The sequence below is a fragment of the Rhizobium sp. AP16 genome, from assembly GCF_000281735.1.
Taxonomy (GTDB): Bacteria; Pseudomonadota; Alphaproteobacteria; order Rhizobiales; family Rhizobiaceae; genus Rhizobium; species Rhizobium rhizogenes.
This window is the reverse complement of the sequence record NZ_AJVM01000001.1, coordinates 318,222-342,224: the sequence shown is the minus strand read 5'-3', so window position 1 is coordinate 342,224 and position 24,003 is coordinate 318,222. Positions and strand designations below refer to the sequence as shown.

General features: G+C 60.3%; 22 protein-coding genes. 9 read left to right on the top strand and 13 right to left on the bottom strand.

What is annotated here, in order from left to right; translation table 11 throughout:
• Positions 1-139 precede the first annotated feature (139 nt).
• From PMI03_RS01565 to PMI03_RS01555, 3 genes are all read right to left on the bottom strand, one after another.
• On the bottom strand, positions 140-433 hold the full coding sequence (locus PMI03_RS01565) for a BON domain-containing protein (RefSeq protein ID WP_007689177.1): 294 nt from the start codon (positions 431-433) through the stop codon (positions 140-142).
• Positions 434-484: 51 nt separating this feature from the next.
• Positions 485-664, bottom strand: a complete 180-nt coding sequence (locus tag PMI03_RS01560; RefSeq protein WP_007689176.1) for a CsbD family protein — start codon at positions 662-664, stop codon at positions 485-487.
• A gap of 202 nt (positions 665-866) precedes the next feature.
• The gene (locus tag PMI03_RS01555; RefSeq protein ID WP_007689175.1) at positions 867-2,369 is read right to left on the bottom strand and encodes a helix-turn-helix transcriptional regulator; all 1,503 of its coding nucleotides are present in this window, start codon (positions 2,367-2,369) and stop codon (positions 867-869) included.
• A gap of 251 nt (positions 2,370-2,620) precedes the next feature.
• Between PMI03_RS01555 and PMI03_RS01550 the strand changes: the two genes are divergently transcribed.
• A complete protein-coding gene (locus PMI03_RS01550) occupies positions 2,621-2,989 on the top strand; it encodes a response regulator (protein ID WP_007689174.1) in 369 nt (122 codons plus the stop codon).
• A 124-nt stretch (positions 2,990-3,113) separates the two neighbouring features.
• Here PMI03_RS01550 and PMI03_RS01545 read toward each other — a convergent pair whose 3' ends face one another.
• From PMI03_RS01545 to PMI03_RS01505, 9 genes are all read right to left on the bottom strand, one after another.
• A complete protein-coding gene (locus PMI03_RS01545) occupies positions 3,114-4,166 on the bottom strand; it encodes a dipeptidase (RefSeq protein ID WP_007689173.1) in 1,053 nt (350 codons plus the stop codon).
• Between the two features lie 224 nt (positions 4,167-4,390).
• The gene (locus tag PMI03_RS01540; protein WP_007689172.1) at positions 4,391-5,929 is read right to left on the bottom strand and encodes a hydantoinase/oxoprolinase N-terminal domain-containing protein; all 1,539 of its coding nucleotides are present in this window, start codon (positions 5,927-5,929) and stop codon (positions 4,391-4,393) included.
• The gene (locus tag PMI03_RS01535; RefSeq protein ID WP_007689170.1) at positions 5,926-7,002 is read right to left on the bottom strand and encodes a DUF917 domain-containing protein; all 1,077 of its coding nucleotides are present in this window, start codon (positions 7,000-7,002) and stop codon (positions 5,926-5,928) included. Before PMI03_RS01535 ends, PMI03_RS01540 begins: the two co-directional genes overlap by 4 nt.
• A 69-nt stretch (positions 7,003-7,071) precedes the next feature.
• The gene (locus PMI03_RS01530; protein ID WP_007689169.1) at positions 7,072-8,667 is read right to left on the bottom strand and encodes an ABC transporter substrate-binding protein; all 1,596 of its coding nucleotides are present in this window, start codon (positions 8,665-8,667) and stop codon (positions 7,072-7,074) included.
• Positions 8,668-8,714: 47 nt separating this feature from the next.
• A complete protein-coding gene (locus PMI03_RS01525) occupies positions 8,715-9,848 on the bottom strand; it encodes a DUF917 domain-containing protein (protein ID WP_007689168.1) in 1,134 nt (377 codons plus the stop codon).
• On the bottom strand, positions 9,841-11,397 hold the full coding sequence (locus tag PMI03_RS01520; protein ID WP_007689167.1) for a hydantoinase/oxoprolinase N-terminal domain-containing protein: 1,557 nt from the start codon (positions 11,395-11,397) through the stop codon (positions 9,841-9,843). Before PMI03_RS01520 ends, PMI03_RS01525 begins: the two co-directional genes overlap by 8 nt.
• A 17-nt stretch (positions 11,398-11,414) precedes the next feature.
• Positions 11,415-13,061 carry an ABC transporter ATP-binding protein gene (locus PMI03_RS01515; RefSeq protein WP_007689166.1) on the bottom strand — a complete coding sequence of 549 codons (1,647 nt, stop codon included), beginning with the start codon at positions 13,059-13,061 and terminating at the stop codon, positions 11,415-11,417.
• Positions 13,062-13,065: 4 nt separating this feature from the next.
• Entirely contained in the window at positions 13,066-13,947 is an 882-nt protein-coding gene (locus PMI03_RS01510) for an ABC transporter permease (RefSeq protein WP_007689165.1), read from the bottom strand.
• Positions 13,947-14,975, bottom strand: a complete 1,029-nt coding sequence (locus tag PMI03_RS01505) for an ABC transporter permease (protein ID WP_007689164.1) — start codon at positions 14,973-14,975, stop codon at positions 13,947-13,949. The genes PMI03_RS01510 and PMI03_RS01505 overlap by 1 nt, the downstream gene beginning before the upstream one ends.
• A 137-nt stretch (positions 14,976-15,112) precedes the next feature.
• On the opposite strand from PMI03_RS01505, the gene PMI03_RS01500 reads away from it, so the two are divergent.
• On the top strand, positions 15,113-17,467 hold the full coding sequence (locus PMI03_RS01500) for a LuxR C-terminal-related transcriptional regulator (RefSeq protein ID WP_007689163.1): 2,355 nt from the start codon (positions 15,113-15,115) through the stop codon (positions 17,465-17,467).
• Between the two features lie 20 nt (positions 17,468-17,487).
• Here the strand turns inward: PMI03_RS01500 and PMI03_RS01495 are convergent, their stop codons facing one another.
• Positions 17,488-18,243: an SDR family NAD(P)-dependent oxidoreductase gene (locus tag PMI03_RS01495; protein WP_007689162.1), complete on the bottom strand. Its 756-nt coding sequence runs from the start codon at positions 18,241-18,243 to the stop codon at positions 17,488-17,490.
• Positions 18,244-18,441: 198 nt separating this feature from the next.
• Here PMI03_RS01495 and PMI03_RS01490 point away from each other — a divergent pair, with 198 nt between their 5' ends.
• The 7 genes from PMI03_RS01490 to PMI03_RS01460 all read left to right on the top strand — a co-directional run bounded on the left by PMI03_RS01490 (position 18,442) and on the right by PMI03_RS01460 (position 23,931).
• Positions 18,442-18,948 carry a flavin reductase family protein gene (locus tag PMI03_RS01490; protein ID WP_007689161.1) on the top strand — a complete coding sequence of 169 codons (507 nt, stop codon included), beginning with the start codon at positions 18,442-18,444 and terminating at the stop codon, positions 18,946-18,948.
• A gap of 27 nt (positions 18,949-18,975) precedes the next feature.
• Positions 18,976-20,067: an LLM class flavin-dependent oxidoreductase gene (locus PMI03_RS01485; RefSeq protein ID WP_007689160.1), complete on the top strand. Its 1,092-nt coding sequence runs from the start codon at positions 18,976-18,978 to the stop codon at positions 20,065-20,067.
• 93 nt (positions 20,068-20,160) lie between these two features.
• Positions 20,161-20,988, top strand: coding sequence for a transporter substrate-binding domain-containing protein (locus PMI03_RS01480; RefSeq protein ID WP_007689159.1), 828 nt, complete (start codon positions 20,161-20,163; stop codon positions 20,986-20,988).
• A 56-nt stretch (positions 20,989-21,044) separates the two neighbouring features.
• Positions 21,045-21,710 (top strand): amino acid ABC transporter permease, encoded by a 666-nt coding sequence (locus PMI03_RS01475; protein WP_007689158.1) that lies wholly within the window; start codon positions 21,045-21,047, stop codon positions 21,708-21,710.
• Positions 21,710-22,366 carry an amino acid ABC transporter permease gene (locus PMI03_RS01470; protein WP_007689157.1) on the top strand — a complete coding sequence of 219 codons (657 nt, stop codon included), beginning with the start codon at positions 21,710-21,712 and terminating at the stop codon, positions 22,364-22,366. Before PMI03_RS01475 ends, PMI03_RS01470 begins: the two co-directional genes overlap by 1 nt.
• Entirely contained in the window at positions 22,363-23,124 is a 762-nt protein-coding gene (locus PMI03_RS01465; protein ID WP_007689156.1) for an amino acid ABC transporter ATP-binding protein, read from the top strand. The genes PMI03_RS01470 and PMI03_RS01465 overlap by 4 nt, the downstream gene beginning before the upstream one ends.
• A gap of 45 nt (positions 23,125-23,169) precedes the next feature.
• Positions 23,170-23,931 carry an SDR family NAD(P)-dependent oxidoreductase gene (locus PMI03_RS01460; protein ID WP_007689154.1) on the top strand — a complete coding sequence of 254 codons (762 nt, stop codon included), beginning with the start codon at positions 23,170-23,172 and terminating at the stop codon, positions 23,929-23,931.
• The last annotated feature ends 72 nt before the right edge of the window (positions 23,932-24,003 follow it).

Here is a 24,003-nt window from a genome sequence, read left to right as displayed (position 1 = left end):
ATCGGAGAGCATCATAGTTTAGTGATGGAATACGCTGGCGCATTGATCCCGAGGCCATGAAAACGGTTGCAACCGCAACGATGATCTTTTCACGAGGTTTCCTTCATAGCCTGGGTGTATTTGTTCGCACGACCGTTGCTCATCGGCCGTCACGGCAGATATGGCAGGCCGGAAGACCGGCAATATCTGCCTGCGTGGCGATATTATTGACGACGCGATTGCCGGCATATTCGCCGGCAATCGCAATTGCTGTCTCACGCGCCTGATCGCTCGTCGCGACGCCCGAGAGTACGATAGTGCCTTCTGTCGCGGTCACGTCGATCCTTGAACCCTCGAGCCCATCGGCATAGGCAATCAGGCAGCGGATAGCTGCACAGGTCGCACACCTATCTGACCCGGTCGTGAGCGATGAAAGCTTGGCCAGAAAGAGCATCGAAGGTGCCTCCGTGAGATCGCATGATCGGGAATTCAGGCGGCTATCACCTCATCGAAGAATGTCTTTGACGGCATCCTTGGCCTTGCCAACTTCACTCTGGATCTTTCCTTCGGTCTTCTCGGCGGCACCCTCTGCCTTAAGCCGATCATTGCCGGTCAACTTCCCGGCCGTCTCCTTGATCGATCCCGCTGCTTCCTTGGCTGCGCCTTTGATACGGTTCTTATCCATCGTCTCTTCTCCTTGGGTTGGGTCTAGAACGAAGCGGCGTCGGGCTTTCGACCGAAGCCATGCCCCAAGAATTAGAGCCTCAGAACGACAGTTTGCAGATCAGAAAATACTAGGCAGGCTAGTAGGAAATAGCCTTTTCTCACTCCATCCGCTTCATTTCGCGAATGCAGGCCTTATCGAGCCTGGCGCAAGCATCGAGCCGTCACTTTGACTTAAGGCCCTTGGACGATGCCGAGGCGCCTGTGAAACCACGCTCCCTGGCCCAGATGACAGCGGCGGCTCGCCGGTTTACGCCAATCTTTATGTAAAGCGACGCAACATGGTTGCGGATGGTGTTCTTGGACAGATGAAGCGTCTCACTCATCTCCGCATCGCTTTGACCGCGACATATCAGGGCAAGAATTTCCTTCTCGCGATCGCTGAGATCGAGCAGCTGCGCCGAGGGAGCCTTGCCGCTCGACACCTGCCGCAATGTGGCGAGACGATCGACAACCGAGCGGCTGAACCACGAGGTATCGGCCATGACGCTCTCGATGGCTTCGACCAATTCCGCTTCGCTGCGCTTGCGTTCAGTGATGTCCTGCAACGACCAGATCACGCATTGCTGATCGCCGATTTCGACGCGCTCGGCGGATACGAGACAATCCGCTGTCCCACCGTCCTTTTGCTTCATACGCATCGCTTCATCGCGAACTGCTATGGTGTCCGCAAGCTTCTTTTCCACGGCGCGCCGGGCGGCGATATTGTCCCATAGGCGCAATTCACTTGCCGTCTTTCCAACGATCTCCTCGAGGCTGTAGCCCGAGAGCTGGACGAAAGCATCGTTGACCTCCGTGAAAACGAAATCGTCGAGACGGGAGATCGCCGCGGCAGCAGGCGAGAGCCTGAATGACTTCGAGAACCGCTCTTCGCTCTGGCGAAGTGCGTTCTGTGCCTTTCGCCGCGCATCAAGATCCGCGAATGTGAACAACATGCATGGCTCTTCGCCGACGGCAATCGGTTCGCCGGCAACGATCACCAGGCAATCGCCACCGCCCGGAAGAGGAAGCAGGGCCTCCCGCTGCCGGATCATCTTTCCTTCCATAAGCTTCGCCGTGGCGTCCTCGCCCGTATCACAATTGGCAAAGAGGCCGATCTGATCGACGGTCTTTCCGATGATCTCTTCCCGGGTATAGTTCGTCATCTCCACGAAGCCCGGGTTGACGCGGATGAAACAAAGATCCTCAAGGCGACAAATCAGGCCAGGCGCAGGATTGGCATTAAAGGCGCGTTCGAAGCGCTCTTCCGCCTCGAATAGCGGCGTCTCGTCCCGGATCACGAGCGCGAGTACGTTCGGTCGGTCACCGGCATCAGCGATGATCAGACTGCGGACTGTGTGAACCCAGACGAGATCCGGGGCGCAGGCTGGCGATATTTCGACGGTCACCTCATCGACCGTCTCGCCATCGAGCAGCCGCTCGATCGGATATTGGCCTTCCTCCAGCGGATGGTTGTTACGGTATCTGAGTGCAAATGCTTTCCGGTAGCCTTCAACATCGCCGCCAAGCTCTTCGATTGCGGAGACCCTGTGCATTTGAAGCGCGGCACCGTTTGCCCAGGAAATCCCTCCTTCAGGGTCAAGCAGGACAATGCCATCGCTCAACCCAGCAACGAGTTCCCGTAGTATAGTTCCGTTTACATTTGGCGGCTGCAGCCCGTCGGTCATGCAAATCCTTACATCGCTTCTCTCCGGTTAAATAGAGACGTGTTGCGATAAAGGAAGCGTCGGCAATGCATCGGCTTGCCTGAATCCTCCGATGGTCACTGTGCGCTTACCGTCAATATAATTGAAAGGCACGGATCAATTCCGAGGCACGCCGCGTTACCCATGCTCTGACGCTTGTCTTGAACCGCGCCGATTCATACCTGCTGTCACCAGCTTCACAGGCGGGGTGACCAAAGAGAATTGAGACTGCAATGACCAATGCCCACATTACCGTTCTCGTGGTCGAGGACGAACCACTAATGAGAATGGACATTTCCGATGCACTGGAGGATGGCGGGTTCCTGGTCTTGGAGGCTGCAAACGCCGACGAAGCCATTGTTATCCTGGTAGAACACACGGAAATACAGGCCCTGTTCACCGACATCGACATGCCCGGCAGCATGGACGGGCTCATGCTGGCGATCGCTGTTCGCGATCGCTGGCCGCCCATCAAGATCATCGTAACCTCCGGCCACCAATCCATTCGAGAAGAGAATCTTCCGGTCGATGGGCGGTTTTTCAGCAAACCCTACGATCCCGAGAAAATCGTCAGCACAATACGGGAAATGGTGGCGGCCTGAGCACGGGCGATACTCTGAGGAGACACAATGACGCCGCGGCACTCCTTGGAGCGTCAGCGTTGACGGCTGTCGCCCAGACACGCCTTTTATCCTTCTTTCCAGACATTGGCGCCCATGACATCTACTATGCGGCTTCATCACCCCAGGTGCGTTCCAGCAGTGAAAGCCAGTTGGAATGCGCGATCTTCGTCAGCGCCTCATTGTCGTAACCGGCCGCTTGCAGCGCGCTGAGCAGGCGCGGCAGGCCGGTGACGTCCCCGATCTTGTTCGAGATTAATGTGCCGTCGAAATCTGATCCCAAGGCGACATGATCGATGCCCACCCGTTCGACCAGATAGTCGATGTGGCGCACCATCACCGAAATATCCGTCCCGCTGTCAGCCTTGCCCTCGGGGTGGAGGAACTTGACACCAAAATTCAACCCGATGAGGCCGCCCGTCTCGCGGATCGCATCGAGCTGCCTGTCGGTCGCGTTGCGGCTGTGGGGGCAAATCGCAAAGGCGTTCGAATGCGAGGCGACGAGCGGCGCATCCGAGATTTCCGCGACATCCCAGAACCCGGCATCGTTCATATGCGAAAGGTCGATCATGATCTTCAGCCGGTTGCACAGCCGGATCAGGTCGCGGCCGGCTTCGGTCAATCCGGGGCCGATATCGGGACCATGGCCGAAGCGGAAGGGCACACCATGCGCGAAGATGTTCGGACGACTCCAGACCGGACCAAGCGTCCGCAGGCCCGCCGCGTGGAGCACATGGAGAAGATCGAGATCCGGTCCGACGGCTTCAATCCCCTCGATATGGAAGACTGCGGCGAAACTGCCATACTCGATTGCCGTATGGATTTCCGCGACCGACGTGCAGACCGTGAAAGCGCCTTCCGACTGCGCCTCGATCCGACGCAGGAGAGCGGCTTGCGCGATCGTGTGATCCAGTGCGCTCTGACGATCGACCTGCGGCAGATCGCCGTTGGCATCCGGCACCCTGCCGGTTCCGGGGACATAGACAGCGCAAAGCCCGCCGACGAGGCCGCCTTGCCTTGCCCGGGGAAGGTCGATGTGTACGCCCTCCTGCCCGTTCAGGAAGCGTGTCTCTGCGCCCAGCCGCCCCTCGCTCATCAGGCGCGACAGGATGTCGTTATGCCCATCGAATACGGGGATATGGATCGGATTTTCGCTCATTCTTGCCTCCGTCACAGCGTGACCTCGTAGATTGTCCGTGGGTAGCGACGACCTCGCCGGCGGCATCGATCGCCACCAGCCCCGATGTGATAGGGCGCGAGATCACCATTGACAACACCATCCGCAGCGCTGGCGAGATCCTGCTTCAGATAGGCCAGGCGGGGCGCAATGCCCAACCATATAGCGGATGAAAAACGCGCTCCTGCGGGGCCAGGCTATTTGCGTCAATTGAACGCGATGTCGCCGATCACCCGCACACGCACGCGCCGCGCACCGCCTGGCAGGTAAGCGATCGGGATATCCTCGACCTCGAGGGTCTTGAGGCTTGCACGGCTCGCGCCAGAAGCGACGGCGGCATCTCGCGCCCCTTCCTCGGCTTTTGCGAGCGCCTCATCGCGGCTCAGCCCCGAGAACACCTGATCGACTTCACCGGAGACCTGCGCCATCGCAGCACCCAGCGCGTTCGCCACACCCGCGTTCTCGACGCGAAGAACGTCGGAAGCTCCGGCGATCTTATCCGGGATCAGGAAGGCCCCGCCACCGACCGCAATCAGTGGCACGTCTTCCGCCGAGGTCTTCATCTGATCGAAGCTGTCTGTCACCATATCGCGGATACGGCCGAGGCTTGTCCTGACGAAGGTCGGATCGAGATCTTTCACGCGGTCCCTGTCACCCATCTCGATCAGCCCTGCTGCGACCGCAATATCCGACGTGGTCAACGTGTTGCCGCCGAAGACGCGTGCTTCGGTCAATATGCGATAGCCGACCGAACGCGGGCCTATCTTGCCGGTTTCCGGATCGATGATCGTTCCGCCGCCAAGCGCAATCGGCAGGAGGTCGGGCATGCGGAACAGCGTGCGTACCCCGCCAATATGGACAATATTGTTCGCCTCGCGCGGAAAACCGCCGACAAGGCAGCCGATATCCGAGGTGGTGCCACCGACATCGACGACCATGGAATCCATGAGCCCGGTCAGGAAAGCTGCGCCACGCATCGAGTTCGTCGGTCCGGAGGCGAAACTATGGACCGGGTTTGCCGCCGCCACATCGGCAAGCGCCACCGTGCCGTCATTCTGCGTCAGATAGAAAGGCGCGGCCAAGCCCGCCTCTCGCAGTGCATCCGAAAAAGCCTGCACCGTTGTCTTACCGAGGGATTGCAGCGCCGCATTCAAAAGCGCGACGTTCTCGCGCTCCAGAAGCCCGATCCGGCCGAGCGTGTGCGACAACGTGATCCGCGCATCCGGGATCACCGAACGGACGATCTCGGCCGCCCTGACCTCGCATTCGGTCGTCAGCGGCGAGAAGGTGGCCGAGATCGCGATCGAGGTAATGCCCGCGTCGCGGATCTTCATCGCCGCTTCGCGGATCTCGTCGGGGATCATCGGCACCAGCAAGCTGCCGTCATATTCGTGGCCGCCATGCACCATGAAGACCAGCGGATCGACCGCAGCACGCAGATCCTCCGGCCAGTCGCACATCGGCGGCAGCGATGCGCCGGTGGGCAAGGCGATGCGGATCGCCGCGACGCGCTCCAGGCGCGCACGCTCGACGACGGCGTTCGTGAAATGGGTCGTGCCGATCATCACCGCGTCGATGGGACGGCCGCTTCCTCCGGCATAGCCAGCGACGTGACTCAAAGCCGCCTTCACGCCCGACATCACGTCCTGCGTCGTGGGAACCTTGATCGAGGCGATGATGTTTTCGCCGTCGATCAAGACGGCATCCGTGTTGGTGCCGCCAACGTCAATACCGATGCGCTTCATGCGAATACCGATCTGAAATCAATGTCATAACCAAAGGCACGAGGCCCAACGGCTGCGATCCCCGCGGGTGTCGTCAGAAGTTTCGGGGCAGGCAGAGCCACGACCGTCACGCGCTGGCCGTAGCGCACCGATTCAGTCCCGATCGCGCCGCCCGAAATCGTGTCGAGAAGGCACAGCAGATCCGGCGTCATTGCAACGGGCTCGCCGTCACGGAACGCGACCGCCCATTCGTTCTGGAAGGCCAGCTCCATGCGCGCACCCTTGTCCGCGTCGATGCCTTCAATCACCGTGCGGCCTCGCAGGAAGCCGCCGGTGGTCTCGCGCGCGACGTCGATCACCTTGCCGCGGAACAGCTGCTTGCCGCCCTCGTGGTCGAGGACCGCCTTCACCGGATCGTCGTGGCGCGCACGCGCCTCGATCACGGCCCCGCCGAGTTCGGTTGCCTTGGTGATCGTATAGTGAATGCCCCATTCCTTGACCTCTCGGCCGGTGCGGGGCGCTTTGCAGGTGGCGGCGGTCGAGCCGACCTCGGTGCAGATCTTGCGCGATATCCGCTCCATCCATTTCCACGACGCCGCTCGGGTGACGATGACTTCATTTTCGCGCACGTCGACCAGCGAAAGCGGGAACATCGGCAGATTGCCGATGGCAAAGGAGGTCATCTGCGCCTCCGGATAGGCGCGGCCCATCGCATCGGCGTTGACGACCGGGCGGCCGAGCATGGCGGCGGCGAGGAAGGAGGACAGCGCATTCGAACCGCCAATCTCGACGCTCATGATCGCGCGGAAAGGCTTGCCAAGGTAATCCTCCATGACCTCGACCGCGCGGGCAAGATGAACGGGATCGCCCAGCCGCTCCTGGCCGACCAGCGGCGCGCCCATCTTCGAGACGACGGCAACCATGTCGTCGTCGTCGAGCGCCATCGGGTCCATCACCTGAACACGCCGGCCCTCGGCATAGAGCCGGCGGAGGTTCAGCGTCGAGATATAGGGATTGCCGCCGCCCCCGGTCCCCAGAATCCAGGCACCCGTTGCAAGCGGCTCGATGTCGTCTTCGGAAAATTCCTGAAGCATGTGTCACCTTCGGCAATAGCGTTCCCGACCCCAAAACGGGGCCGGGTCTGCTTGTCTGGAATGCGAGGATCAGTTCGCCTTGCAGTCCCAATGGAAGTTCGAGAAATTCAGGTCCCAGCTTTGCATCGGGATGAACTCGTAGCCCTGCAAGCATTTGTTCGCGGCATAACGGCGGTTCGGCGACACGGCCCAAACGTCTGGCTGCAGATCGACGAGCTTCGCCTGAAGCTCCTTATAGGCCGCATTCTGTTCCTTGACGTCGGTGGTCGCCCGCGCCTTGTCGATCAGCGCATCGACCTCCGGATTCTGCAGCCATTCCATCGACATCCAGGTACCTGAAGCCTTGGAGTGATACTGGTTGTAGAATATCGCATCCGGCGAGGGATAATTGGGCGAGATGTTGACCTGCGTCGAAGCCGGCGTCGTTTCCGGTTTGGAGGAAAGTTCGACGATGCGGTTCCACGGCTCGGGCTTGATGTCGAGCGTGATGCCGATCTGTTCAAGATTTGCCTGCATCAGCAGCGCCACATCCGCCTCGAAGGCAAGCGAGGCGACATAGCTGTTGACCAGCGTGATCTTCTGGCCAGCATACTTCGACTTGGCAAGCTCTTCCTTGGCCTTTTCGAGGTCGAAGACGCCGGGCTGGATATCGTCGCTATGGGCGTCCTTGAACGCGGTCGAAAGCGGGCCGGTCATGTCGAAGCCCGGATAGATCGCCTCCTGAATGGTCTTGTAATCGGTCGCATAGGCGATCGCACGCCGTACATGGACATCATCCGTCGGATAGACCTTGGAGTTCAGCTTGATGACGAAGCCGCCGGCCGTGCCGGTCTGGATCAGCTTGTAGTTCGGCATCTTGCCGATTGTTTCATAGGTGTCGTTGCCCATGCCGTGCGAGGAAAGGCCGAGATCGCCCTTTTCGGCCAGGGCCTTCACCGTGGCATCGTCGCTCGTCTGAATGAAGCGCACCTCGTCGATCGGCGTGCCCTTGGTCCAGCCGAGGAAATAGTCAGCGTTACGCGCTATAACCATGTCGGCCGAACGGTTGTAGCTGACGAGCTTATAAGGGCCGGAGCCCGCCGAATGTTCTCCGACATAGGCTTCGCCCCATTTATCGTCCGGCTTCGTATTGGCCTCGATCAGCTTTTCGTTGAGCGCCATCATCAGTGGCGTCACCGCCATGAAGGGCGAGAACTGACGGTCGAGCTTGATGACAACAGTGGTATCGTCGGGCGCGGTGATGTTTTCGGGCTTCACAAGGCCGACGACAAGGTTCGACGGCCCCTTGTTGATGCCGAGCAGACGCCGGATCGACCAGACAAAGTCCGAAGCCTTGAGCGGCGTGCCGTCCTGGAATTTGGCATCATCACGCAGATGGAAGGTGTAGGTCAGCCCGTCCGGCGCGATGTCCCATGATTTTGCCAGATGGGGGACGATGTCGCCCGAAGGGCTTACCGTCGTCAGGCCGTCATACATGTTCACGATGGCCATGTAGCCGGTATAGTCGGTGACCTTCGCCGGGTCGAGCGAGCTAAAGATCTGCATTGTATTGACGGCAATCGACACCTTGTCGGCCGCCGAAGCCGCAACCGAGGTCAGCGGCAGCGCCATGGCCGTGCCGAGGAACAGCGCTGCGAGGCGCAAACTATTGGAACCCATCTTCATTCACGTTCTCCTCTTGGATGCGGGAACTGGAACTGCCCCGCTTATGGTTATGCCGCCGTCCCCGCGGGAGTAGGCAGTGGCAGGTAAGTGATGTCGCGATAGCCGAAAGCCGCCGGGCCGACGACATCGAGCGCGCGCGCACTGCGCAGCAGCTCTTGACAGGGGATGGCGATCACGGCGACGCGCTGGCCGTAGCGCAGCATTTCGGTGGTGATCGGATAACCCGTATCGACATCGAGCAGGACGATCAGATCGGGCACGCAGACCTCGACCTCGCCGTCCCGGCGGAAGATCAGAAATTCGTTCTGGATCGCCACGCTCGCCGTCTGACCGACGCAATCGTCAAAGCCCGCAAGCTCCATGTCACCAACGGCAAAGCCGCCACGCAAATGGCGCTTCAGATCGGTGATCTTGCCGTTGAAGATGCGTCGCCCGCCCTCAAGCGCACAGACCGCCGCGATCGGATCTTCCTGCGCTTTGCGCGCGCGGATCACCGCTTCGCCGAGCGCGATCGCCTTGGTATAGCTTTTCGGAATGCCGTATTGGTGGACGTAGTGCGCCTGCATCGGCGCCGTCGCCAGCATGGCGCCGCCGCCCTGGGCCACGACGCAGGCGCGCGCCATGCGCTCGTGCCAGACCTCGGACACGGCATGGCTGAAGATCACGGCGTTGCCATGCAGATCGCACATCACCGAGGGTGTCGAGCTGTGGCCATAGATCGAGAATGTCGTCATCTGCATTTCGGGAAAGGCCCGGCCCATGCCGTCGCAATCCAGGACGGGCAACCCACCAAGCGCCGCCGTGACCAGAGGGTTCATCGCATTCGAGCCGCCGATTTCCTCGCAGACGATGGCATCGATCGGCGTGCGGATCAGCTCTTCCATCGCGCGCAGGCAGCGAAGCCCCTCGCGCCCCTCGCGGATGCGTTCCACGCCGACAACAGGTGCCCCGATGCCGCCGATGGACATGCACAGCGCGTCCGGCTCGATACTGTCGGTCGCGAGAACCTTCATCTCGTAACCGGCCTTCATCGCCTCAAGCGCGAGAAGCTTGCCCTGATACGGATTGCCGCCGCCGCCGGTGCCGAGAATGCCGGCGCCGATCTCCAGCGCGTCGAGGTCTTCCGGCGTCAGCGTGCGCAGGACGGCTTCGTCATATTTCAGCTTGCGCGTCTCAGGCATGCTCGCCTCCCATTTCTCCGACGACTTTGACGTGAATGCGCGTGGCGTTGCCCGGCAGATAGGCAAGCGGCATGTCCTCTCGCTCGATGACTTCGAGCGTTTCGGCCAGCGCGCCGGCAGCGATCGCTTTCTCACGCGCTTCCGCTTCCGCTTCCGCGAGCGCACTTTCGCGCGTGCGTCCGTCGATCAACGAGAAGACGCGGTCCGTCTCGCCGCTGATCTGCGCGATGGCGGCGCCGACGGCATTTGCCACGGCGAAATTCTCAGGCCGGATCACCTCCAATTCACCGATACGGTCGGGCATGAGGATGGACCCGCCACCGACCGCTATCACCGGTACAGGCGTCGACGAGATGCGGCTGCGCTCGACGCAGGCTTCGAGCATCGCATCGATCTTCGCGACGGCCGCATCGACCAGCACCTTGTCGAGGTTTTCGACCAGCGCCCTGTCACCCACATCGGCCTTGCCAGAGGCGACGGCGATATCGGTCGCGGTCAGCGTCGTGCCGCCGAAGCACAGGGCTTCCTTGCGAACGCGGTAGCCCACCGACTTTGGTCCCACGGTCAGGCCAGCATCACCTCTGACGACCAGCGAGCCGCCGCCCAGGCCAATGGAAAACACATCGGGCATTCGGAAATTCGTACGCACGCCGCCGATATCGACCGTGGTCGAGGCTTGGCGCGGGAAGCCGTGCGAAAGGGAGCCGACATCCGAGGTGGTGCCGCCGACATCGACGACAACGGCATCCTTGATGCCGGTCAGGAATGCCGCGCCCCGCATCGAGTTGGTCGGGCCGGAGGCGAAGGTCAGGACAGGGAAGGAGCGCACGACATCGGCGGCCATCAGAGTGCCGTCGTTCTGGGTGATATAGAACGGGCATGGTATCCCGGCAGCCGTCAGGGCCTTGCCGAATGCCGCAACGGTGCGATCCGCCAGAGACAAGAGGCTGGCGTTCATGATCGTCGCACTCTCGCGGGCAATCAGGCCATGGCGACCGATGTCCTTCGACATCACGACCGGCAGACCCGGGCAATGCTGTTGCAAAATCTCCTTGGCGCGGAGTTCCATGGCGTCGTTGATGCCACTGAAGACACAGGTGACCGCCGCTGCCTTCAGCCCCTTGGCGCGGATGTCGCCCGCGATCCGGACGATGGCGTCCTCATCGAGCGGCGAGAGTTCGCGCCCGTCGAATTCATAGCCGCCCTTTACCTGATACCCATGATTTCCGACGATCTCGCGAAGGTCGTCGGGCCAGTCGACCATCGGCGGCAGGCCAGCGCCCGACGGCAGGCTCAGGCGGATCGCCGCGACTTCGTCCATGTGACGCCGCTCGATCACCGCATTGGTAAAATGCGTCGTGCCGATCATGACAGCCGCGATCCGCGCCCGGTCGATGCCGGACGCTTCGATCACCTTTTCGAGTGCTTCGATCACGCCCGACGTCACGTCTTCGGTCGTCGAGGCCTTAACCCCCGCCAGCACGGTCTTTCCATTCAGTACGACAGCGTCCGTATTGGTGCCGCCGACGTCAATTCCAACGCGGTACACGTCAGGCTCCTCTTCGATCAATCTATGGTTTTCACGAGGAAGCGCATGCGCTCTTCCTGGGTCACGACGGGTTTCAGGCGCTCCTCCTCGTCGGTGACGACGGGGATCGCGGCGATCAACGCGCGGGTGTAGGGATGGTTGGGCTCAGCAAAGACCTCGGGCGTCGGCCCCTCTTCGACGATCTCGCCACGCAGCATGATCGCAATGCGCGAGCAGAAATTCCGCATCAGCGAAAGATCATGCGAGATCATCAGGTAGGTGAGACCGAGATCCCGGCGCAATTGCAGGAGCAGTTCGATCACCGTCTTCTGCACCGAGACATCAAGGGCGGCGGTGGGCTCGTCCAGGATCAGGATCTTCGGCTCGGCCGCAAGCGCACGGGCGATGGCCACGCGCTGCTTCTGGCCGCCTGAAAGTTCGTGCGGATACTTCGCAAGATAGGATTGCGGCAGACGGACGAGATCCATCAGCTCGCTCATTCGCGCCTCCCGCGTCGGCCCATCCATGCCGATGGATTTCAGCGGCAGGGCAAGCGTTTGCTTCACCGTTCGCTTCGGGTTCAGCGAGGTGCCGGGGTTCTGATAGACGATCTGGGTCAGTCGCTTGCCATGCCCCGGCGCGGGGGCATCAATGGTGACGCTTCCCGAGGTCGGGCGCGACAGGCCCATGATGATGCGAGCCACCGAGGTTTTGCCCGAACCGGACTCGCCGGCAAGTCCGAAAATCTCGCCCTTACGTAATGTCAGGTTCACGTCGCGCACGGCATGGAAGCCGGGCCGCCTGCCATAGACCTTGTTCAATGCCTCGACCTTGACGATGGGAGCGCGATCGCTTTGCGGCAGGTCGGTGACGCGCCGGCCATAAAGCGGCGGCACCGCCTCGAGGAGCGCCTTGGTATAGGGCTGCTTCGGCCTGTGCAGAATCTCGGTGCAAGGACCGGCCTCGATGATATCACCATGATGCATGACCACGACCCGGTCCGCGACCTTGCGCACGACGCCGAGATTATGAGTGATCATCAGGAGAGCCATGTTCTCTTCGACGACCAGCTGGTTGATAAGGTTCAGGATCTCGTCCTGTGTCGTCACGTCGAGCGCCGTGCCGGGTTCGTCGGCGATCAAGAGCGTCGGCTGATGCAGCAGCGCAAGCCCGATCAGCACGCGCTGACGCATACCGCCCGACAGTTCCGACGGATAGGCGTTCATCACGCGCTCGACATCAGCAAGTTGAACCCGACGCAGCACCGCCGCAATGCGCCGGCGGCGATCCGCCCTGGACGAGACCACGCCATCGCGCTTGTCTGCAAAGCGCATGACGTCATCGAGATGCGTGCCGATCTTGAACACGGGATTGAACGACGAAAGCGGGTCCTGCATGATCAGCGAGAAAGCCGTGCCCTTTAGCGCTTCGCGCTCGGTTCGAGGCATGGTGAGTACGTTACGCCCCGCAACCGCGATCGTGCCCGAGCCGATCGTCGCATTCTTCGGCAGAGTGCCGATGATCGCCTTCGCCGTCACCGACTTGCCCGATCCGGTTTCGCCGATCAGCGCGACGCGCTCTCCGGCGGCCACGGTGAAGCCCACATCGCGCAGCACCCGCCGGGTGCGGCCGTAGGTCGTGAAAGAGACATTAAGGGCCTCGACCTTCAGAAGCGGTTCGGCCATGGGCTCAGCTCTCCACATCGAACATGTCGCGCAAGCCGTCGCCGAGGAGGTTGAACCCGAGCGTCACGTAAAATACGGCCGCGCCTGGGCAGAGCACCTCCCACCAGTAATCGGGCATGAACTGCCGCCCGTCGGCGACCATGGAGCCAAGGTCGGGTGTCGGTGGCTTGACGCCGAAACCGAGGAAGCTGAGCGTCGCGCCGAACAGGATCACGAAGGCCGCATCCAGCGTCGTCTTCACCGAAATCACCGCGACGCAATTCGGCAGGATCTCGCGAAACAGGATGTGCATCGGACCGGCGCCGGCAAGCCGGGCGGCCTCGATGAAGTCCTCGGAGGCAACCGATTTGGAGACCGAATAGATCAGCCGCGCGTGCCAGGTCCACCACAGAAGCGTGATTGCGATCATCGCGTTCATCAGCGTTGGCTCGAGCAGGTTCGACACGGCAAGCGCCATCACGAGAGGCGGCATCGCCAACATCACATTTGTTAGCCCGGTGATGATCTTCTCGACCCAGCTGCCGAAATAGCCCGCGATCAGGCCGAGTACCGTGCCCACCGGCACCGAAATACCAAGCACGCCGATCACGAGAAGAAGCGAGACGCGCAGGCCAAAGACCGTCCGCGAGAAGATATCGCGGCCCGCCTTGTCCGTGCCGAACCAATGCGTCAGGTCCGGCGGCATATGCCGCGCACGGAAATCGACGACCGCACCCACATGCTTCGGATAGGGCGTCAGCCACGGCGCGAAAACCGCCAGTATGACGACCGAAATCAGCATCAACGTGCCGATCACCGCAGCCGGATTGCGGCTGAAGCGATACCACATCATGTAACCGTCGCTCAGTCCCCGATCGGAAGCGTCGAGCATATTCATATCGGCCATCAGCGTGCCTCCTTGCGGCGCAGGCGCGGATCAATGATCGAGATCAGGACGTCAACGATCAGGTTCGCAACGATGAAAAACAGCCCGGCCACCAGCACCACGGCGGTGATGGCATTGAGATCCTTCTGCAGGATCGCGGTCAGCCCATAGGAGGCAAAGCCACCCCAGGCGAAAACCATTTCGATGACGAAGGCATTGCCGATCAGCGATGCGAATTCGAGGCCCATGATCGTCAGCGGCGCAATGGAGGAGAGCTTGAGCAAATAGCGAAAGATGATGACGCGTTCCGGCACGCCGAAGCTTTGCAGCGTCAGGACGTGATCCTTGCGCTGGTTCTCGATCATCGAGGACCGGGTGATCCGGGTGATCTGCCCGATACCCGCCATGGAGAGCGCGAAGGCCGGCAGCACCAGGTGTTGCAGCGCGTTCAGCATGACATCGAAACGTCCCGCCAGCAGCCCGTCAAGCAACAGGAAACCCGTGGGACCGCCTTGCCAGTTCAACGCATGATCGATCCTGCCGATGATCGGCCAACCGGGAAGGTAGCGCGCCGCCAGCAGTTGCAGGCTGATCGCAAACAGAAAACTTGGAATCGTCACGCCCGTCAGGGACAGGACCCGCCCGATATGATCCCAGGCGCGATCGCGGTAATGCGCGGTGATGACACCCAGCGGAATGGCGACCACAAACATGAAGATCACGGAGACAAGCACCAGCTCCACGGTTGCCGGAACAGTCTGGGCGAGGTCTGTCGTGACCGGACGCTGCGAAACGAGCGACATTCCGAGATCGCCGTGCAGGGCGTTGCGCACATAGTCGAGATATTGCAGCACCATCGGCTGATCGAGGCCCATCTGAAGACGCAGCGTATCGACCTGTTCCTGCGTCGCTGCCGGGCCGAGTGCCATACGCGCGGGATCGCCTGGCACGACGCGCGCCAGCAGAAAGATCATGATGGACAGGGCGATCATGACCAGCACGAACGTGCCGATCCGGGTGAGGATCGCGACCAACGGATGTTGCTGCATCGCTAGGGGTGCCTTGTTGACCAGCTGCGTAGGGACACAAACATTTCCCTCAACGTCTCTGTAGGCAATCTCACAAAGGTATAGTTTCTTGGCAGATTGGTATAGGTTTTTGCGTGACTGTGATCTATCGGACCATCATGAGCCTATTTCTGCCGCGCCCTCATCTCTGCAGCCGTATTGCCGGTGAAACCGCGGGCGTGATCTTCCTGCGCGCGCCCGCCGGTGCCGGAAAAACAGTCCTGTTGCGCATGGTTGCGGAGATGTTGGGCAAGCACGTCTGCACATTGCAGCAGCCTCGGCTGGATGACGTCGAGGACGGATGGCTTTTCTGGGATGTGCCGGTCTCCACGCGATCGGCACGGCTTTCCGCTCAGGTTCTGGACGCTGCCCAATCCGTCGTGATCGCATGCCGTCCGGATCAGCGCATCAGTGGGTTGGCGCGGCAGATCCTCTACCGCCGCTCCGCAACATTCGGTGCGACCGACCTGACTTTAACCGAGGACGAATTGCGCGCGCTGCCTTCAGAGCAGGCAAGCCTCATGCGCGACGGATATGCGGGTTGGCCCGCCTTTCTGCCTCTGGCATCCGCCTCAAATGAAAGACTGTGTATCGACTACCTGCGAGAGACCTTTCTCAGCCACCTATCGCCCGGGCAGACGACCACCCTATCGATCTGGCTTGAGGCCCCCTTGCCCACCCCGACCGGAGACTGGACCGAGATGCTGTCGCCGTTTCTGACGGCGGACCCGGAAAGACATCCGGACCTTTTGCGGCTTCTTACCATCGCCGTGCACGAACGCCTGGCGACATTCGAGACCCAGGGAGCGGTGACAGAGATCGCATCGGCATATGAGCGGGCGGGACGATCGCTTGCGGCCATGGCGCTCCTCATCGACCACGGGCGCGAGGCCCACGCGGCGCAGATCCTCGAACGCGCTCACGGCCGGGACCTGATCTACCGCAGCAGCCTGAACAGGTTTCAGGACATTGTCCTGCGCTTCTCACAGGAGATGATCGCAACCAACGAGACGGTGCTCTTCGCCGTCACGCGCACGCTTCTGAAACAAGGCGAGTTGCAACGCGTGCGCCATCTGCTGAGCCGGCATCTCGGCTCTGATTATATGGACCCCTTGAAGGTTCTGGCACGCGGATCACGATTTTCCTTCGCCGCCCGGACATTCAGGCTCAATCTGATGATTACCGAGGACCTGACGCCGAGCGATGCGATGATCAGCCGTCTTGGTGAATTCATGGCGGATTATCCGATGGGCGACCACGGCAAATGGGCGGCATATTACAATGCGCTTCTCGAGTTCGAGATCCGCCGCCGCAACTTCCGCGAGGCCGAGGCCGCAGCCGCCCGCGCCCTGATCTATCTGCGCCAACCAAGTGGGCAGCCGCTGCTCGAATTCTTCATTCATCTGCATCAGATCGTGCTGCGCCTGATGAGCGGCGACGCATTGTTCGCCAGGCAAGCCGCACGGGAAGCGCGGAGCAAGCTGGAACAGGTTCCACATGAAGCGGAAGCGGAATTCCGTATGCTACGTCTGGCGGAAGCCTGCGTCGCCTATGAAGCAGGGCGCCCGCGCGATCTTCTGGATTTTGTCCAGACGGAATTCGAACAGTTCGCCGTCGCGGAGATATGGCCGAGCCTGATGCAGTTTGCACTTCACTACGCCTCGCAGGTTCTCGCCGATCACTTCCCGATGGCGATCCGGCCGGGCTTCTTGGACGGGCTATGGATCCATCTGTCGGAGGGGCTGCAGTTTCACGCGATGATGGAGATCCGCACCGCCATCGCCTATCAGAACGTCAATCGCTGGGGCGATGCGGCGGCCACGCTTTCAGCCGTACGCATGCGGATCGGGCGCAACTGGGTCGAAAGCGCGACCGAGGAACTGACACGCCTGAGCCGGCGCGATGAGATTTCCTATGCCATGGCGTGGTTACGTGACGCCGTGCGCCTCTCAACACCCCGCGCCTATCTCTCGCGCCAGATCGACGCTCTTATCGCCAACCCGCAGGTTACGAACCGGGAAAAAGTGGCGCTGCAGCTGTGGCGGAGTTACGCCGCCCACCAGCGCCGCGACAACGCCGCGGCGCGCGCGCATATCCTGTCTGCGCTCGAAAGTGCCACCCGGCTTGGATGCAACGGCGTATTGTCCGAGGAGCGGATCTTCCTGGCGCCTCTTTTGAAAAACCGGCGCATCCGAAGCTTCATCGAAACCTCCTCCGATGTCCGAACCGCACTTTCGATCTTCTCTGCCTCGGTGAATTCACCACAGGCCCGCGCATTGCAGGGCGGCCTGTCGCAGCGCGAGGCGCAGATGCTGCAACTGATCGCGGGTGGACTGTCGAACAAACGCATCGCCCAAACGCTCAACATTTCCGAGGTGACGGTGAAATTCCATCTCGGCAATCTTTTCAGAAAGCTGGGGTGCAACCGTCGCGCCGAAGCGCTTCGCGCTGCGACCGCTCTTGGCTGGCTTTAAGGTTCTTGGCTATCCGCCGATCACCGTGCCGTGTATCCGCCGTCAACCATCAGAATCTGACCGGTGACAAATGAGCTCGCGGAACCGGAGAGATAGACGATCGCATCCGCAATCTCTTCGGGCTCGGCCCATCGTCCAAGCGGATGCGCCGATTTGATATCCGCTTCGCCGGCGGCTGGATCCTCCAGACCTTGCAGATATTTCGTCAGGAACGGGGTGTTGATCGAGCCGGGACCGACGGCATTGATCCTGATGCCTGCGGAGGCATAGTCGACAGCCATTTGCCGAACCAGCTGCAGCAGGGCACCCTTGCTGGCGCAATAGGCTGCCTGCGAGGGAAGTCCTACGACGCTGGAAATTGATCCGGTCGCGACGATCGTCCCGGCGCGACGCTCCATCATCGATGGCAGGGCTCGCTTGGCCATCAGAAAGAAGGACTTGGCGTTTGCGTTCATGACGCTGTCCCACTCGTCCTCGGAGGTTTCGTGGACGGACTTCGAAATGATGAAACCTGCATTGCTGACAAGGCCGTCGACAGGCCCCAATTTGCTTTCCGCAAATTCATAAATGGCGTTCACATGATCCGATTTCGTGACATCGCCAACGATCGAAACCACTTTGCCCGCGCAGTTTGCGGCGAGCTCCAGAACGCTGGGCGTCAGATCCGTTGCACAGACGCGCGCGCCCATAGCCGCAAGCTTACCAACGACTGAGCGGCCCACACCGCCGGCAGCGCCCGAGACGATGATTGTCCTACCAACTAGATCTAACGACATGATGCCTCCATCTCCCACTTAGATGCCTATGCTTTGCCACGGCCAGTCGCCGCGGATCGAAGCTGCCATATTGCAGATCATCTACAATTTATCAATCCCACTCTTGTCACCTCGAGCAAACTGACAATCGGAAAAATGACGATTGACAGATTGTAGATAATCCGCAATCATCCAGCCATCAAATTGGAGATGGCTTTGATGAGCGACCAGCACGAAGAGAATTTCCGGCAATCCATGCGGCGTCTCGCAGCAACGGTCTGCGTCATTTCATGCCGGCACGAAGGCGTTCGTTTTGGCATCACGGTGACGTCGGTCACCTCGCTGTGCTTCAAGCCGCTGTCGATCTTGGCGTGCATCAACAACGGCACGTCGATCATCCATCCGCTGCTTGCGGAGGGCCGGTATTGCATCAACGTTCTGCAAAAATCGCAGGTCGAAATCTCGAAGCGCTTCAGCGGCGGCGTGCCGCCAAGCGAACGGTTTCTGGTCGGCGGCTGGGCGGAAGATGCCCAAGGTATTCCCTACCTGCCGGATGCCCAAGCCAACCTCTTTTGTGAGGTCGATCAGACCGTTGCCTATTCCACCCATCAAATCGTGATCGGGCGCGCCATCGCCTCAGGCTTTGCCGAGCGCGTCGATCCGTTGATTTACCAAAACGGCGGTTACGTGGCGTGTGCGCCATTGCTGCTGAATGACGCCGCTTAGGCGCTACAGATAGCCAGGAGAATTGTAATGCAGCTCGGTCTGTTCAACTTGATGACGTTGCGGGATCATCCCGATGGCGCACTCGGCGTCATGCGTGACACCAGAAAAATGGTCGAAACCGCCGAAGAGCTCGATTTCGACATTGCGTGGTTCGCCGAACATCATTTCGCAAACTATTCGAGCTCCCCCTCGCCCCTGATGATGTGCTCCTACGCCGCGGGCTGGACAAAGAAGATCAAGCTCGGGCCTGGCGTCATCGTTCTTCCGCTCTACAACCCGCTCAGGGTTGCCCAGGAGATCGCCGTCGCGGATACGCAATCAGGCGGGCGTTTGGTGATCGGGATGGGAACCGGATACCAGCAGTACGAATTCGACCGCTACAGTGTCGTCCTCGACGACAAGGTCGATATCTTTCTCGAATATTGGGACATTATCGAGCAGGCCCTCGTCAACGGAACGGTGGAATACAACGGCAAATTCATCTCGGTTCCCAAGACATCCTTTGCGATCAAGACCGAACAAAAGCCATTACCGTCGATCTTCGTGACGTCCTCCCATCCCAAGCTTCTCAGCCGCTTCAAGAAATGGGGCGCTACCCCTTTCATCGCCGCAAGCACGCTTGGATCGCCGGCTCTCTACAAGATGGGCGACGGGCTGAACAAGGCCTGGGAATCAATCGGGGACGATCCTGCGACAAAGCCTCTGGCCATCATGCAGTATGTCAACATCACCGACAGTCGAGCCGAAGCGCTGGAGGCCGGTGAGCGTGCCCGTTACGTCGGGCGCATGGCACATTTTCTGCGCCAGCCGGAGCTGCCGTTGGATCAAGCCGGATTTATCCGCAACGAGCCCTATCCCGGCGAATTCACGCTTGAGCAATATGCCGACAACATGGTCGTCGGTGATCCGCACACGGTCGCCGAGAAAATCGTCGACAACATCAAGCGCCTCAATCCGTCCAACTACACCTGCAACTTTTCCTTTGGCTGCATGCCGTTGGAACGGGCGCAAAAGTCGATCTACCGCTTCAAGAAGGAAGTTCTTCCGCTGGTCGAGCAAGCGGTCGGCCCGATCGCGAACATCGGTGCTCAAGAGATAGCTCAACGCAAAGCCGGTTGAGCTCGGGGGAATCGGCCCTCAAAGGGAGTGGGCCGGAGGCTTATAAAAGTCGAAAACTAAGCAGCTAATATACAATATCAAAAGGGGAATGACATGAAGAACACCATACTCAAGACTGCAATGATTGCTACGGCTTTCAGCCTGACGCTGTCGGCACATTCCTACGCACAGTCCGCGCTCGACACGATTGTTCAGAGCAAGAAACTGCGCTGCGGCATTATGTTGGACAGCCCTCCCGCCGGCTTTCGCAATACGAATAACGAGCCGGAGGGCTTCGACGTGGTCTATTGCAAGGACATGGCCGCAGCTCTCGGAGCGGAGCCTGAGATCGTCGAAACTCCCTCGCCGGATCGCATTCCAGCGCTGGTATCCAATCGTATCGACGTGTTGATTGCATCGACGACGCCGACGCCGAAGCGCGCGCTGACCGTCGCTTTCACGCAGCCTTACATGAACAACACGATGGGCGTGGTCACGCGCAAGGACACCGGCATCAAGGCCTATGCGGATCTGAGCAGCAAGAAGCTCGGCGGCGTGGTGGGCAGCACGCCCGAGCAGTTGCTGAATAAAGAGCTGGCAAATGGCTGGAAGGACAAAGGCGCTACCTACACCGGCTATTCGACCGATGCTGAAGCCTATCTTGCCTTGCAACAGGGGAAGGTCGACGCCATCCTCGTTTCCTTCGGTGTCTTCAACGCTCTTGCGCAGAGCGGGCAGTTCCCCGAGTTCGTCATCGCCGGAGAAGCGCCGCTTTCCGACATGGTCTCCATCGCTGTGCGCCGCGATGACCAGCAGATGCTGAACTGGGCTAAAATGTTCGTCTGGCAGCAGGGCGTCAGCGGGCGCTTCGCTGAAGTATACAAGCAGTATTTCGGCAATGGGCCGGTGCCGTCGCTGCATGCTGACGGCGTCGATTTCTAGTTCAACCGAACCTCCATTGGCAGGCGACCCCTGCCAATGGATATTGGGACACTGCCATGCTTGGTTATCAATTCTACTGGTCCATCGTTTGGGATGCTTTGCCGCAGCTCCTGGCCGGCGCCTGGGTGACCGTTCAGATCACCATACTGTCGTTCGTCATCGGAACACTGATCGCGATGCCGATGGCGGTCGCACGTCAAAGGGAAACGGGCCTCGGCTATCGACTAGCAACGGCGTGGGTTGAGCTCTCCCGCAACACGCCGGTGCTCTTCCAGGTCTTCATGATCTATTTCGGCCTCGGCGCGCTCGGCATCAACATATCGAGCTACATCTCGGTGCTGGCGGCGATCTCGTTCAACAATGCCGGTTATCTCGCCGAGATATTCCGGGGCGGCATTGCGGCGATCCCGCGCCAGCAATTTTCCGCCGCCCGGTCACTCGGAATGACCAGCTTCCAGAGCTTCATGCATGTCGTCTTCCCGCAGGTCTTCCAGGTCATTTTCCTCGCCTTCGTCACCCAGGGTATCTGGGGAATGCTCAACACATCGCTCGGCATGCTCGTTGGCCTGCGGGAACTGGCGGGGGCGGCCCAATATGCGCAATCCGTGTCGTTCCGCACATTCGAATTCTTCATCGTGACGGCCGGATTTTACTACGTCATCGCAAAGGCTCTGCAGCTTTCGGCGCATCTCGTTTTCAAGCTCATGTACGGGAGGACCTGATGCAGTTTCAATTTGCAAATCAGGGCTTGCATTGGTCCGACGCCTACTTCCTGCTGCTGGGCGCCATCAATACCATCAAGATCGCCGTCGCGGCGGGTCTGCTCGGCACAGTCCTTGGTATCGTCCTTGGATGGTTGCGGTCGATCTCGCTCGTCATCCGCCTGCTGACGACGCCGATCATCGACATTCTTCGCAGCGTGCCGATGGTCATTCAGCTGATCCTGGCCAATAGTATCCTGTCGCTCATGGGCTTCAGCGCCTCGCCATTCTGGTTCGGCACCATCGCACTCGGCGCCTGGATGGCAGCCGTTACGGCCGAAGTCGCGCGCGACGCCCTGCGATCCGTGCCGTTTCAATACCGCCGGGGCGCTCGCTCCCTGGGGATGAACTACTTCCAGGAGCTCTTCCATATCTCGGCACCCCTTGGTTTTCGTGCCGGGCTTCCGTCCTGGATCGGCCTGGTCCTGAGCCTGATCAAGGATAGCTCGCTGGCAGGGGTCATCGGCTATCTGGAATTCACCCGCAGCGCCCAGATGCTCATGACCCGAACCCACGAAACCTGGCTCATGCTGCTGGGGACCGGGCTATTCTATTTCCTCATTTGCTATCCGGTTTCCAAGTACAGTCGCCAACTTGAAAGAAGGGTCCTCGTATGATCGAGATCAAAAACGTCCGCAAGATCTTCGGTCCGTTGACGGTTCTCAAGGGCATCAACCTGACGGTCGAGAAAGGTGAGCTTCTTTGCCTGATCGGCGCAAGCGGCTCGGGGAAATCGACGCTCCTGCAATGCATCAACGGTCTGGAACCGATTCAGGGCGGTGAGATCATTGTCGACGGCATCAGTGTCCATGACCCGAAGACCAACATCAACACCTTGCGCCGGAAGCTCGGCATCGTCTTTCAACAATACAATGCCTTTCCGCATCTGACCGCCCTGGAAAATGTGGCGCTGGCACCGCGCGTGGTCGCAAAGCGCAGTCGTTCGGAGGCGCGCAAACTTGCCCAGAAGCATCTCGAGCATGTCGGTCTCGGGGACAAGGCCAACGCATTGCCCTCCAGGCTTTCCGGCGGCCAGCAGCAGCGTCTGGCCATCGCAAGGGCACTGGCGATGGAGCCTTCCTACATGCTGTTTGACGAAGTCACCTCGGCTCTCGATCCGGAACTCGTCGGCGAGGTCCTTGAAACCATGCGGCTGCTGAAGTCGGAGGGAATGACCATGGTCGTCGTCACCCACGATATCGGCTTTGCGCGCGAATCCGCGGACCGGGTCGCCTTTCTGCATCAAGGCGAGGTTTGTGAACTCGGGACAGCAGCCCAGGTGATCGACAATCCCTCCCAAGAGCAGACCCAACGCTTCCTGAGGCGCGAGAACCGCATCTCGACTGACTGCGGCCGCAAAATATCGGCGGCTTAAGCACTTTCATGTAACGCAACGTTAGAATTTGATCGGATTTGCACGATGATTTCATTTGATCTTAAAGGCCGCACCGCGCTCGTAACGGGTGGCGCATCCGGGATCGGCTTTGAGACCGCACGGATGTTAAGCCGAGGCGGCGCCCGCGTGGCGATCAACTACCTTCCGGATGATCCACGCGGCGAAGAAGCGCTCGCGGCATTGCGCAAGGAAGGCTATGATCCCGTCGCCGCTCCGGGCGATGTGGGCGACGCCGACAAGGCCGAGGCGATGGTCGAGAAGGCGATCAGCGATCTCGGGCATCTCGATCTGCTGGTCAACAATGCAGGCACCCCTGGCGTCAAGCTTCCCGTGCCGATCCAGGATCTCGAGTCGATCACCGAGGAGCTGTGGGCCAACCTGTTGAACGTCAATCTGATGAGCGTCTTTCGCTGCTCCAAGGCTGCCGCATCTGCCTTGAAGGAAAGCAAGGGCGCTATCGTCAACACGGCCTCGATCGCCGGCTTCGGTTCGGTGGCAAGCACCATCGCCTATAGCGGATCCAAGGCCGCCGTTATCAATCTGACGAAAAACCTGGCGCGGTCGCTCGCCCCGGATGTCCGCGTCAACGCCGTGGCGCCGGGATCGGTGGACAGTTCCTGGGCGATCGAGTGGTCGAAAGAGCGGCATGACGGCACAATCGCTGCAACACCGCTGAAGAAGCTCTGCACCCCGGATGAAGTCGCGGAACTGATCGTCTACCTCGGTTTCGCGGGCCGCATGATAACCGGCCATACCGTCGTGATCGACGGCGGAATCTCCATCTAACTTTCTATCGGGCTTGCCGCAGGCCCGCCAACACCTCCAGCTCCTAAACAGCGCATTTCCGCACCGGGAACC